Source organism: Sphingomonas sp. J315 (genome assembly GCF_024666595.1).
Lineage (GTDB): Bacteria > Pseudomonadota > Alphaproteobacteria > Sphingomonadales > Sphingomonadaceae > Sphingomonas.
The window spans coordinates 2,530,366-2,543,576 of record NZ_CP088296.1 but is presented as its reverse complement, the minus strand read 5'-3'; the positions used below and the strand labels follow the sequence as shown (position 1 = coordinate 2,543,576).

Annotated in this window: 8 protein-coding genes and 2 pseudogenes; 6 read left to right on the top strand and 4 right to left on the bottom strand. The window is 66.4% G+C overall.

Translation table 11 applies throughout. The features are described from left to right. Window positions 1-26: 26 nt before the first annotated feature. The 3 genes and pseudogenes from LRS08_RS13015 to LRS08_RS13005 form a co-directional block, all read right to left on the bottom strand. Window positions 27-779 carry a DsbA family protein gene (locus LRS08_RS13015; protein WP_260480811.1) on the bottom strand — a complete coding sequence of 251 codons (753 nt, stop codon included), beginning with the start codon at window positions 777-779 and terminating at the stop codon, window positions 27-29. Beyond that, a pseudogene (locus LRS08_RS13010) lies at window positions 776-2,122 on the bottom strand (M48 family metalloprotease). The gene LRS08_RS13015 and the pseudogene LRS08_RS13010 overlap by 4 nt, the downstream one beginning before the upstream one ends. Window positions 2,123-2,277: 155 nt before the next feature. Then, on the bottom strand, window positions 2,278-4,941 hold the full coding sequence (locus LRS08_RS13005; RefSeq protein WP_257843297.1) for a ribonuclease E/G: 2,664 nt from the start codon (window positions 4,939-4,941) through the stop codon (window positions 2,278-2,280). 473 nt (window positions 4,942-5,414) lie between these two features. On the opposite strand from LRS08_RS13005, the gene LRS08_RS13000 reads away from it, so the two are divergent. The 4 genes and pseudogenes from LRS08_RS13000 to LRS08_RS12985 all read left to right on the top strand — a co-directional run bounded on the left by LRS08_RS13000 (window position 5,415) and on the right by LRS08_RS12985 (window position 11,368). After that, a complete protein-coding gene (locus LRS08_RS13000; RefSeq protein WP_312026616.1) occupies window positions 5,415-6,665 on the top strand; it encodes an N-acetylmuramoyl-L-alanine amidase in 1,251 nt (416 codons plus the stop codon). Between the two features lie 198 nt (window positions 6,666-6,863). Then, window positions 6,864-9,367, top strand: a pseudogene (locus tag LRS08_RS12995) (penicillin-binding protein 1A). 115 nt (window positions 9,368-9,482) lie between these two features. Beyond that, complete coding sequence (gene prfB / locus LRS08_RS12990) at window positions 9,483-10,610, top strand: peptide chain release factor 2 (RefSeq protein ID WP_257843300.1); 1,128 nt, start codon at window positions 9,483-9,485, stop codon at window positions 10,608-10,610. A 41-nt stretch (window positions 10,611-10,651) separates the two neighbouring features. After that, a complete protein-coding gene (locus tag LRS08_RS12985; RefSeq protein ID WP_374581235.1) occupies window positions 10,652-11,368 on the top strand; it encodes a class I SAM-dependent methyltransferase in 717 nt (238 codons plus the stop codon). 3 nt (window positions 11,369-11,371) lie between these two features. Here the strand turns inward: LRS08_RS12985 and LRS08_RS12980 are convergent, their stop codons facing one another. Next, window positions 11,372-11,773: a JAB domain-containing protein gene (locus tag LRS08_RS12980; RefSeq protein WP_260480809.1), complete on the bottom strand. Its 402-nt coding sequence runs from the start codon at window positions 11,771-11,773 to the stop codon at window positions 11,372-11,374. A 123-nt stretch (window positions 11,774-11,896) separates the two neighbouring features. Here LRS08_RS12980 and LRS08_RS12975 point away from each other — a divergent pair, with 123 nt between their 5' ends. After that, window positions 11,897-12,691 (top strand): thymidylate synthase, encoded by a 795-nt coding sequence (locus LRS08_RS12975; protein WP_257843303.1) that lies wholly within the window; start codon window positions 11,897-11,899, stop codon window positions 12,689-12,691. After that, on the top strand, window positions 12,688-13,161 hold the full coding sequence (locus LRS08_RS12970) for a dihydrofolate reductase (protein WP_257843304.1): 474 nt from the start codon (window positions 12,688-12,690) through the stop codon (window positions 13,159-13,161). The genes LRS08_RS12975 and LRS08_RS12970 overlap by 4 nt, the downstream gene beginning before the upstream one ends. Window positions 13,162-13,211: the final 50 nt, after the last annotated feature.

The window sequence follows — 13,211 nt, the reverse complement described above, 5'->3', positions numbered from 1 at the left end:
GCCGGAACCCGACAAGGGCGGGACGATTATTTCGCCGGCTTGCGCGCGGCTTCGACGGCTTGCTTCAGAACTTCATACGGCACCATGCCCGAGATGACCTGATCGCCGATCACCCAGCTGGGGGTGCCGGTGACGCCGAGCTTGCCGGCGGTGTCGAGGTTGCGCGCGACCTCCGCCTCGACCCGGTCGCTACCGATCGACTGCTGGGCGCGGGCCGTGTCCAGCCCCGCGGCGGCGGCGGCGGCGGCGATCGACGCCTGGCTCAATTGCCCGCCCGAATAGAGCGCAGTGTGGAACGGCTTGAACTTGCCCTGCTCGGCGGCGGCAAGACCCCAATAGGCGGCGACGCGGCTGCCCTCGCTCAGCACCGGAAGCTCGCGATAGACGATGCGCAGCTTGGGGTCTTCCGCCACCAGCCGGGCGATGATCGGCAGGCTGGCACGGCAATAGCCGCAGGCATAATCCATCCACACCGACACCGTGACGTCGCCCGATGGATTGCCCTCCCACGCGCCGGCATAGGCGTCGAAGATCGCGGCGCGGTTGGCGGCGACCGCCTTGCCGCTCTCGCGCTCCTGCAATCGTTTCATCGCCTCGGGCAGGATTTCGGGGTTTTCGAGGACATAATCGCGGACGACCTGACCGATCGCCTTGTCGTCGCGCGGAGCCTGGTCGGTGACGAGCGCCTGCATACCGATCACCACAAGACCGCCGACTACACCGGACAGCACCAAAGTGCCGGCCAGCGCCAGCGGGCTTTTCGCCAGTTTCTCGATCACTTGCGCTTCCTGTCCTGCATCATCGCCTGGCCCGCCATGACGATGTCCTGCGCGCGATCCAGTCAGGGGTGCCCTGTGGCAGCCCCGCCATCGCCGCCTGCGCGCTGGGAATCGCGCGGCCGTAGTCGCCCATCATGCTGGCCCGTTCGGCCGTAGCGAGTGCAGCGCGCGCGCTATCGCCCTTGCGCTCATAGAGCATGCCGAGCTGATACCAGGCGAAGGGGTTTTCCTTGTCGCGGACCACCGCCTGACGCAGCACCCGCTCTGCCTCTTCCAGATGCGTCGCATCCTCGGTTGCGAGCAATGCGTGCCCGAAAGTGGTGGCGATCAGCGGCTGAAAATTGGTCTGCGTCGTCGCCGCGCGCAGCGGCGCGAGCGCATCGCGCGGCTTGCCGGATTCGAGCAGTATCTGCCCCTCCAGCTCAAGGAAATAGGGGTTTTGCGGCTCGGCGCGGACCAATGCCGCCGCCTCGCCCGCCGCTTCCCTGGGATAGCCGCCGAGATGATAGGCATAGGCGCGGGCGTAGCGCGCGACGACCGTCGTGTCGGTGGCCGGATAGCGGCGAAGCGTGTCCTTGGGTTCGGCAACATAGCCACGCAGCTTGGCCTGAACGCGCTTGAACCGCGCCTCGATCTGCGGGTCATTGGGCTTGCTCCACGCCGGATCGGCCTGGAGGTCTGCGGTCAGCGTCGCGATGCGATCCCCCCGACATCGGGTGGCTCATCACATAGCTGGTGTCGCTACCGCGCTTCAGTCCCCAGCGATACTCCTGCTGCTGCAACTTCTTGAAGAAGTCCAGCATGCCGCGGCCGCTGACGCCCGCGCCCGACAGATATTTGACCCCGGCGGCGTCGGTCGTCGCCTCCTGCGCGCGGCTGAAGGCGAGGTAGCTGCCAAGCGCCGCGCGCTGGCCAAGCTGCATCAACCCCATGCCGGCATCTGCAGAGCCCGCCGCCATCGCCGCCGCGCCGAGGAGCAGGCTGAGGATTGTGATTCCGGTGGCGCCTTTGCCCATCCGGTCGCTCAACGAGACATGTCCGCCGGTAATATGGCCGAGTTCGTGGGCGATCACGCCCTGTACCTCATTGGCGCTGCTGGCGGCGTCGATCAGGCCGGAATGGAGATAGACCGTCTGCCCGCCCGCGACGAAGGCGTTGATCGACTGGTCGTTGATCAGGACGATGCGGACATTGGCGGGCGAGAGGTTCGCCGCCTTGATGATGTCGCGCGACATGTCGGCAAGCAACGCCTCGGTCTCCGCATCGCGCAGGATCGATTGGGCATAGGCCGGGCTGGTGACGCACAACAGCAGCAGCGCGAACAGGGATACAAGGCGCTTCATCGGCGGCATCATGGCGGATTTTTCCCCGCGATCAACGGTCGGCGTGACCGGACGCATCGGCGATGCGGTGGCCGGGGCGGCATGAACCGGCGATGAAAGAGGGGGGATGGAAAAGGGGCGGGAGCGTCCAGCGCCCCCCGCCCCTGTATTCGCGATCAGGCCCCGAAGGTACGCTGCCACCAGCCACCGCGGCGCGGCGCGCTGCCGTCCTCGCCGCCTTCGCCGACACCGGCCTCGGCAGGCTCGCCTTCGGCTGCGGCCGGAACGGTCTCCACATCATCGGCTGCGGGCACAAGATCCTGCACTACGGCGGCAGGGGCTTCGTCGGCCTTTTTCCGACGGCTGCGCTTGGGCTTGGCCGGTGCCTCTTCGACGACCGGAGCCTCCACGACCTCGGCGACCGCCACCTCGGCGGGGGCGGCGTCGGCGACCGAAGCCTCTTCGCCCTTCTTGCGGCGGCTGCGCTTCGGCTTGGCAGGAGCCTCCTCGGCGACCGAAAGCTCGACCGGAGCTTCAACAGCAACGGCCTCGACGGTCTCGGCAGCCTCGCTCACCGGCGCGGCATCGGCCTTTTTGCGGCGACTGCGCTTGGGCTTGGCCGGCGCTTCTTCGGCAACCGGTTCGGCCTCGGGCTGCGCATCGACGACCGCATCGGCCTCGACATCGGCTTCGTCACGAGCCTCGCCGACGCCGTCCTCGCCACCGCCATTGCCGCGACGTCCGCCACGGCGCCCGCGGCGACGGCGCTTGCGGCCTTCGCCCGCCTCGTCGGCAGTCGAAACTTCGGCAGCAGGCGCATCCTCGCCCTCGCCAGCTTCGTCCGCGCCCTCTGCGTCGGAATCCCGCTCGCTCTCGGCATCCTGCGGGCCGTCGCCATCCTCGCGGCGTCCGCGACGACCACGGCGGCGGCGACGGCGCTTGCGTCCATCGCCCTCGGACTCGCCTCGGTCGCGACGTTCACGCGGGGCGCGCGCCTCGACCTCCTCTTCCTCCTCTTCTTCCTCTTCGTCGATTTCCTCGACGAAATCGTCCTCGATCTCCTGGATCGCGGCCGCGAACTTCGGCGCGTGCGCAGGCGGCGGCCCGCTCGCCTCGACCGACATGCGCGCGCCTTCCAGTTCGCCGTCCGACAGGATTTCGACGCGGACGCCGTAGCGATCCTCGATCTCGGCGATGTCGGCGCGCTTGTTGTTGAGGACGTAGAAGGCCGCTTCCTGGCTGCAGCGCAGCGTGATGTGCGACCCGCGACCGCGCGCGGCCTCATCCTCGATCAGGCGCAGCGCGGACAGGCCCGCCGACGATGCGGTGCGGACCAGGCCGGTGCCCTCGCAATGCGGGCACTGGCGCGTGCTGGCTTCGAGCACGCCGGTGCGCAGCCGCTGGCGGCTCATCTCCATCAGACCGAACGCCGAGATGCGACCGACCTGGATGCGGGCGCGGTCGTTCTTGAGCGCCTCCTTCATCGCCTTCTCGACCTTCCGGACGTTGGACGAATGGTCCATGTCGATAAAGTCGATCACGACGAGACCGGCCATGTCGCGCAACCGCAGCTGGCGCGCGATTTCCTGCGCGGCTTCGAGGTTGGTGGCCGTTGCGGTCTGCTCGATCGAATGTTCGCGGGTCGAGCGGCCCGAGTTGATGTCGATCGACACCAAAGCCTCGGTCGGGTTGATGACGAGGTAGCCGCCGGACTTCAGCTGCACCACCGGGTGGTACATCGCGGACAATTGCTCCTCGACCCCGGCGCGCTGGAACAAGGGCACGGCGTCGCTGTAATGCTTCACCTTCTTGGCGTGGCTCGGCATCAGGAGCTTCATGAAGTCCTTGGCCTGGCGATAGCCGTCATCGCCCTCGACGATCACCTCGTCGATGTCCTTGTTATAGATATCGCGGATCGCGCGCTTCATCAGATCGCTGTCGCCATAGACCAGAGCGGGCGCGGAGGATTGCAGCGTCTTTTCGCGGATCTCGTCCCACAGCCGGGCGAGATAGTCGAAGTCGCGCTTGATCTCGGTCTTGGTGCGCTGAAGCCCCGCAGTGCGGACGATGCAGCCCATCGAGGGCGGCAGCTTGAGGTCCGCCATGATCGTCTTCAGGCGCTTGCGATCGGCGGCCGAACTGATCTTGCGGCTGATCCCGCCGCCATGCGCGGTGTTGGGCATCAGCACGCAGTAGCGGCCCGCGAGCGACAGATAGGTGGTCAGCGCCGCACCCTTGTTGCCGCGCTCTTCCTTGACGACCTGAACCAGCAGCACCTGGCGCCGACGGATCACGTCCTGAATCTTGTACCGGCGGCGCAGGTTCATGCGGCGCTGGCGCAGCGCCTCGACCTGATCGTCGCTGCCCTTGCGTCCACGGCGGCGGCGACCGCCACCCTTGCCCTCTTCGCCCTCGCCTTCGGACTCGCCGGCTTCGGCACCATCCTCATCCTCGTCGGACGGGCGCTCGATCACCTCAAAGTCGCCGTCCTCGTCCTCATGGTCGTGATCGTCGCCGTCATCAGCCTCGCGGAGGGCAGCCTCCTCGGCGGCGTGCTCGGCCTCTTCGCGCAGCAGCGCGTCGCGGTCTTCCTTGGGGATCTGGTAGTAATCGGGGTGGATTTCGCTGAACGCCAGGAAGCCATGACGATTGCCGCCATATTCGACGAACGCCGCCTGAAGCGACGGTTCGACGCGGGTCACCTTGGCAAGATAGATATTCCCCTTGAGCTGCTTTCGCTCGGCACTCTCGAAATCAAACTCCTCGATTCGATTTCCTTTGACGACAGCCACGCGGGTTTCCTCCCGGTGGCGTGCGTCGATCAGCATACGCATGGTCATTATTTGGTCTCCGGGCGCGCCAGGCGGGTGTCAGCCGCGGCGCGCGAACAAGATTGCGCCCCGTCAAAATGGGGGCGCAGGGGTTTGGTGATGCCTCTGCTGCATTGGCACGGCCGGACCCGTGGGTGCCCGCCTCCGCCGCCTCGCGCGCGACCGCCTGAGCAGTGCGATGCGGGATGGACGGAAATTGCCTCATGCAGCGTCAACCTGAATTACCGGGCCAAGTGGGGCCGGCGATGGATACCGAATTGACCCAAATTGGGTTTCGGTCGCCGGGATGCCTAGCATCGGCGGACCTGCGCGGCAACAATTTGCGTGCCAGCCATCATCAAGGCGCACACGCGGCAATTGATTGCCGCCTGTCGGCAAAAAGATGCCGAATCCGGAATTAACCGCACCGCTTCACCGTGCCGGAAGGACCACCCGATTATCCAGCACGGGTCAGGGAGACTTATTTTTGTGAGTACCAATGCATGCTTTTGGGCTGGACCCCCCCCAGCCCGGCGCGGCATATCGCCCGGGTGTCTTTATTTCTTGCCCTCCTCGCCGGCTTTCTAAACGGCGCGCCGAGTTGGGCCGGAACAATTCGTGCCATCGACATGCAGTCGAACCGGATCGTGATCCGATTCGACGAGCGCGTCGCAGGTGCCAGTAGCTTCGTCCTTGCGGGTCCGAACCGGATCGCGCTCGACCTGATGGGTGCGCGTCCCGGTGCCGCGCCCGACCAGCCACGCGGTCCCGTTGCAGCGGTGCGCCAGGCGGTGCAGGGCGACGGCGCGCGCATCGTATTCGACCTTGCCCGCCCGGCAATCGTGACCGAGGGCAAGTTCGGTGCCGATGGTTCGACACTGACGCTGGAGCTGCGCACGGTGGACGAGGCACGCTTCGCCCGCGCCGCCGCAGAAGGCCGACTGAGCTTCCTGCCGCCGTTCAGTTTCGCGCGCGCTTCGAGCCGTCACAGCTATAGCGTATCGGTGCCGGTGCCGCCGAAGCCGATGCCCTTTGCGATGCCGAGAATCTATGGCGCGGACGACGATCGCCCGCTGGTGGTGATCGACCCGGGTCATGGCGGCCATGATCCAGGCGCGATCTCCGCCGACGGCATCCAGGAGAAGGAACTTGCGCTCAAGATCGCCAAGGCGATCCGCGACGAACTGGTCGCTTCGGGCCGGGTGCGCGTCGCGCTGACGCGGGAGGATGACCGCTATCTGCTCCACCGCGACCGGTTCGAGATCGCGCGCACGCTGGGCGCAGCGTTGTTCATCTCGGTCCATTGCGACGCCGCGCTGCATCCCGGGGCGAGCGGGGCAACGGTCTATACCCTGTCCGAAGTGGCATCCGACAAGGAAGCCGCACGGCTGGCGGCGCGCGAGAACAAGTCCGACATCCTCGCCGGCATCGACCTGGCGGGGACGAATCGCGACGTGTCGTCGATCCTGATCGACCTGACCCAGCGCGAGACGATGAACGCATCGGCCAAGTTCGCGCGGCTGCTGGGGCGGGAGGCACAGGGGCTGATCCCGGTCAAGGAGAACCCGCATCGCATGGCGTCGCTGCTGGTGCTCAAGGCGCCGGACATGCCATCGATCCTGTTCGAGGCTGGCTATATCTCCAACGCCAATGACGTCGCGTTGCTCAAGACCGAGGATGGACGGCGGCGCGTGGCGCAGAGCGTCGACCGCGCTGTAGCGATCCATTTCGCCACGCGGATGGCGGCGCGCTAGTTGCTGTCGGCTGTGCCGAGCGGCACCGGCGCGCTCCCCCACCCGGCCACCCACAAGGTATCATCGATGGGTGGCCGGGTGGGAGAGCGCGCCCGTGCCGCGACCGGTTCGGATTGCCCGACCGAATCAGAACTCCCCCCTCACCCCATCGCATCCCCCGCTGGCAAGGCGGCGATATCCTGCTAAACCCCGCGCGCAATGGCGGACCAGACCCAACCCAATTTCACGCTCAAATTCACGCGCGAGGATGTCGGCGATCGCTTTGCCCGGATTCGCCGCACCTGGTGGTTCAAGGTACTGGCCTGGCTGGCCCTGCTCGCCGGGATCGCGACAATTGCGCTCTGGGCGCTGTTCCTGCGCGACCTGCCCTCGGTCGACAAGCTGCGGACCTATGAGCCGCCGCTACCCACCAATATCCGCGCGGGTGACGGCACGCCGCTGCGCAGCTATGCCCGCGACCGCCGGGTCGAACTGTCGTTCGAGGAATATCCCAAGCTAATGGTCGGCGCGTTCCTGTCGGCGGAGGACAAGACGTTTTTCCGGCACAGCGGCGTTGATTATCCCGGGCTTGTTCGCGCCGCGTGGCAGGGATTGACCAGTGGCGAGACGCCGCGCGGCACCTCCACGATCACGCAACAGGTGGCAAAGAATCTGCTGCTGACCAATGAGGTGAGCTATGTTCGCAAGGCGCGCGAGGCGATCCTGGCGTTCCGCATCGAGAGCTCGCTGTCCAAGGAGCAGATCCTTGAACTTTACCTCAACCAGATTGCGCTGGGGCGGAATGCGTTCGGGGTCGAGGCGGCGGCCAATGCCTATTTCGACAAGAGCGTCCGCGAGCTGACCGTCCCCCAATTCGCCTATCTGGCGATCCTCCCCAAGGGGCCGAGCAACTATATGCCCGAACGCCATGAGGCGCGCGCGATCGAGCGGCGCAACTGGGTGCTCGGGCAGATGCTCGAAAACGACTATATCGATCAGGCGCAGCATGACGCCGCAGTCGCCGCGCCGCTGGGTGCCGTCCCGCGCAAGACACCGAAGACCGACCCGCTCGGCGGCTATTTCATCGAGGAAGTGCGCCGTCAGTTGATCGACCGATTCGGCGAGAATGAGGAGTCGGGACCGTACAGCGTCTATTCGGGCGGGCTTTGGGTGCGCACCTCGTTCGATCCCGAGCTGCAAAAAGCGGCGCAAAAGGCGCTGCGCGACGGACTGATCCGCTATGATCGCGGGCGCGGCTGGTCCGGGCCGATGCGTGAGCAGGACATCAGCGGCGACAATTGGCGCAGCGCGCTGCTCAATACCAACATCGACCTCGATTATGAGGATTGGCGCGCGGCGATCGTCATTTCAAGAGCGCCGGCAGCGCCCAGATCGGATTTGGCGATGGCGCGACCGGCATACTCCCGCGCGGCGGGGCACAGATGCCGGTACGTGGCAAGGGCGGCACTGCTTTCGCCGCGTTGAAGCCCGGCGACGTGATCGCGGTGGCGCCGGAAGGCGGGGTGTTCGGCCTGCGTTCGGTTCCCAAGATTTCGGGCGGCATGGTGGTCGAGGATCCGCGCACCGGCCGCATCCTGGCAATGCAGGGCGGGTTCGACGCGACGGTGCAGGCGTTCAACCGCGCGACCCAGGCCCAGCGCCAGCCAGGATCGACGATCAAGCCGATCGTCTATGCGGCCGCGCTGGAAAACGGGATGACTCCGGCGTCGATCATCGTCGATGGCCCGTTTTGCGTGTGGCAGGGCGCGGCGCTGGGCGAGAAATGCTTCCGCAACTTCGGCAACACGCGCGGTGCGGGACCGCGCACGATGCGCTGGGGCATCGAGCAGTCGCGCAACCTGATGACCGTGCAGGCGGCGAACCAGACCGGCATGGACAAGGTCGTCGACCTGATGCAGCGGATGGGCGTCAGCCAGCAGAAATATCCGCCGTACCTGTCCTATGCGCTGGGCGCGGGCGAGACGACGGTGATGCGGATGGTCAACGCCTATTCGATCCTGGTCAATCACGGCCGCGCACTCAACCCGACGCTGATCGACTTCGTCCAGAACCGGCAGGGCAAGGTAGTGTGGCCGGAGAACTGGCGGCCCTGCGATCGGTGCAACATGCCCGATTGGGACGGCAAGCCGATGCCGCGCCCGATCAATCGCGCGCGCCAGGTGCTCGACGCGATGAGCGCCTACCAGATGGTCCATATTACCGAGGGCGTGATCCAGCGCGGCACCGCCACGGTGCTGCGCGACCTCGGCCGACCGATCATGGGCAAGACGGGCACCTCGTCCGGCCCGCGCGACGTGTGGTTCATCGGCGGCACGCCACAGATGATCGCCGGCCTCTATATGGGCTATGACACGCCGACCAATCTGGGCGGCTATGCGCAGGGCGGGACCATCGCCGCACCGATCTACAAGGCATTCGCGCAAAAGGCGCTGGAGAAGGAGGACGTTCTTCCCTTTACCGCGCCCGCCGGGGTCCGCATGGTCCGCATCGACCGCACCACCGGCAAGCGCGTGTTCGGGGCCTGGCCCGGGACCGACCCCAAGGGCGCAGTGATCTGGGAAGCGTTCAAGCCCGAGAGCGAACCGCGTCGTCGCACCCGCGGCGAGGAGGAAGCGCCCAAGGCCGAGGTGAAGAAGAAAGCGGTGCGCCAGGAAGGGCCGCGCGACAGCGACTTCTTGCAACGCGAGGGCGGAATCTACTAGCGGCACTATATCGTCGCCCCAGCGAAAGCTGGGGCCTCCAGCCTCACGCCGCGCGCTTGCGGCTTGAGACCCCAGCTTTCGCTGGGGTGACGGTTTAACTTGAAAGGTTTTTACGATGCGCGCCGAAGCGCAGGCACATGCCGACAAGATCAACGCCGCGCTCGCCTTACTGCGCCGCTTCATCGACTGGGACAAAGCGTTGCGGCGGCTCGACGAGTTGAACGCGCGCGTCGAGGATCCGACCCTGTGGGACAAGCCCAAGGAGGCGCAGGACGTGATGCGCGAGCGCCGTCGCCTCGACGAGTCGATCACCGCGACCCGCGCGATCGAGCGCGAACTCATTGAAACCAGCGAACTGATCGAAATGGCCGAGGCGGAGGGCGACGAAGAGATGGCGGTGGAGGGCACGCAGGCGCTCGCCGCGCTCTCCGCGCGCGCCGAGGAGGACAAGGTCAAGGCGCTGCTGTCGGGCGAGGCCGACGCCAACGACACCTATCTCGAAGTCCATTCGGGCGCGGGCGGGACCGAAAGCCAGGACTGGGCCGAGATGCTCCAACGCATGTACACGCGCTGGGCCGAGCGCCATGGGTTCAAGGTCGAGCTGATGGACTATCACGCCGGCGAACAGGCGGGGATCAAGTCGGCCACGCTGCTGATCAAGGGCGAGAACGCCTATGGCTATGCCAAGACCGAAAGCGGCGTGCATCGCCTGGTCCGCATCTCGCCCTATGACAGCTCGGCGCGACGGCACACCAGCTTCTCGTCGGTATGGGTCTATCCGGTGATCGACGATTCGATCGACATCGAGATCAACGAGAGCGACCTGAAGATCGATACCTATCGCGCGTCGGGCGCGGGCGGGCAGCACGTCAACACCACCGATTCGGCGGTGCGCATCACGCACGTGCCATCGGGCATCATTGTCGCCAGCCAGCAGGACCGGTCGCAGCACAAGAACCGCGCGACCGCGATGGGCATGCTGAAGGCGCGTCTGTACGAGGCCGAATTGGCCAAGCGCGAAGCAGCCGCGCTGGGCGAATATACCGCCAAGACCGAAATTGGGTGGGGCCACCAGATCCGCAGCTACGTCCTCCAGCCCTATCAGCTGGTGAAGGACCTGCGCACCGGGGTCACGTCCACCGCACCGTCGGATGTGCTCGACGGGGCACTCGACCCGTTCATGGCTGCTGCGCTATCACAGCGCGTGACCGGCGAAACGGTCGAGGTGGAGGACGTCGATTGAGACTGGCCGGCGCTGCGTTGATCCTGATCCCGGCGCTGCTGATCGCCGGGTGTGACGAGACGCGCCCGCGCCCCCAGCCCGAGCCGAGGGAAGACCTCAGCTTTCCCGCCGCCGACCGGCCGGTTGCACCGATCGTGTCGTCGCGCTGGTCGACCGAAGAGGCGCGCGACCGGCTGAACGAGGCCGATACGGTGATGAACCTTGCCGAAATTCGCCCCGGCACGACCGTTGCCGATATCGGCGCAGGCGAAGGCTATTACACCGTCCGCCTCGCCGCGCGCGTCGGGGCCAAGGGCCGGGTGCTGGCGCAGGACATCGTCCCCGAAGTCCGCGATGCGCTGGCGCAACGCGTGGCGCGCGACCGGCTCGACAATGTCAGCGTGCGGCTGGGCGAGCCCAACGATCCCAAACTGCCCGAAAACAGTTTTGACCGTGTATTCATGGTGCACATGTATCATGAGATCGAGGAACCCTATGAGTTCCTGTGGCGGATGCGGCCTTCGCTGCGCCCGGACGGGCTGGTCGTGGTGGTCGATGCCGACCGCGCAACGGAGAATCACGGGACGCCTCCCGCGTTGCTGAAATGCGAATTCGCCGCAGTCGGCTATCGCCAGGTGTCGATCCGCGACATGCCGTCTGCGGGGGGCTATATCGCGATGTTCAAGGCCGAAGGGCCGCGCCCCGAGCCGTCCGCGATCAAGCCCTGTCCCAACCGCCCCAGCGGGAAGGCGAGCGGCACGCCGATGGGCGACGAGTAAGCGCTAGAGCCACCCTGCCGCGCGGAAGCTCCACGTTGCGCCGTCGCGTCCGACCACGACATGATCAACCAGCCGGGTGTCCACTGCCGCGAGCGCGCGGGCGAGGCGGGCGGTGACATCGCGGTCAGCGCGGCTGGGCCAGGCTTCGCCCGCCGGATGGTTGTGCGCCATCACCACGCGGGCGGCATCGAGCAGCACCGCGTCAGCCACGATTCGTCGCAGCGGCAGATCGACCGAGTCGGCGCATCGCGATTCGATCCGGCGCGTGCCGATGACATTGCCGTGCGAATCGCAGAAGGCGAAGGCGGCGACCTCGCGCGGCTCGCCCGCAATATCCGCCGCGAGCCGGCTGGCCAGCGCGTCGGGGGAGCTTCCGGGGGAGAATGCGGACCACGCGCCGGCCATGGTGGCAGGGTTGCGCGGTGGCGCTGGCGGGTCGAGCGCAACCGGGTCCGACTTGGAGGGACTTCACACCAAAATGGTGCGACCACGCTTGGCGGCTTCGGAGCGCTCCGCTAGGCTCCGGCCATGCGGCAATATCTCGACCTGATGGAACGCGCGCTGCGCGACGGCGCGGTGCAGGATGACCGGACCGGCGTGGGGACGCGCAGCGTATTCGGCCACCAGATGCGCTTCGACCTGTCCGAGGGGTTTCCTCTGCTGACCACCAAGAAGCTGCACATCCGGTCGATCTTCATCGAATTGCTGTGGTTCCTGCGCGGCGACACCAATGTGAAGTGGTTGCAGGACCGCCGCGTCAGCATCTGGGACGAATGGGCGGACGAGAATGGCGATCTCGGCCCGGTCTATGGCAAGCAGTGGCGCGACTGGGAGGCGCCCGATGGCCGCCATATCGACCAGATCAAGGAGCTGATCGAGACGCTGAAGACCAGCCCCGCCTCACGCCGCATGATCGTTTCGGCGTGGAATCCGGGCGAATTGCACGCGATGGCACTGGCGCCGTGCCACTGCCTGTTCCAGTGCCATGTCGCCAACGGCAAGCTGTCGCTCCAGCTCTATCAGCGCAGCGCCGACATCTTTCTGGGCGTGCCGTTCAATATCGCGAGCTATGCGCTGCTGACCCATATGCTGGCGCAGCAATGCGATCTGGAGGTCGGCGAATTCATCTGGACCGGGGGCGATTGCCACCTCTATTCCAACCATGTCGAACAGGCGGAACTGCAGCTGTCGCGCGCGCCGGGGCCGCTCCCCCGCCTCGAGATCCTGCGCCGTCCGCCGTCGATCGACGCCTATGAATTCGAGGATTTTGCGCTGCACGATTATGTCGCGCAGCCGCACATCAAGGGGGCGGTGGCGGTTTGATCACCTTTCATCTGGCGCGGGCCGATAATGGGGTGATCGGGGTCGATGGCGCGCTGCCCTGGCGGCTGCCCGCCGACCTGAAGCGGTTCAAGGCGCAGACCATGGGCAAGCCGATGGTGATGGGGCGCAAGACGTTCGAGGGGTTTCCGAGCCCCCTGCCCGGCCGCCGCCACATCGTACTGACCCGCGATCTCGCCTGGCGGGCCGAGGGGGCGGAGGTGGTGCATTCGGTCGCCGAAGCGCTGGAAGTTGCGGGTGACGGCGATGTCGCGGTGATCGGCGGGGCGGAGATTTTCGCGCTATTTCTGCATCTTGCCGGGCGGATCGAGCTGACCGAGGTGCATGCGTCGCCCGAAGGGGATGCGGTGGTGCCGGCGTTCGGAGCGGAGTGGCGTGAAGTCGCGCGGGAGGATCACCCGGCCGAGGGCGAGCGGCCGGCGTATAGCTTCGTCACCCTCGAACGCCTCTAGTCCGTCACCCCGGCCTTGTGCCGGGGTCCACGGTGTCGCAAAACCCGAAC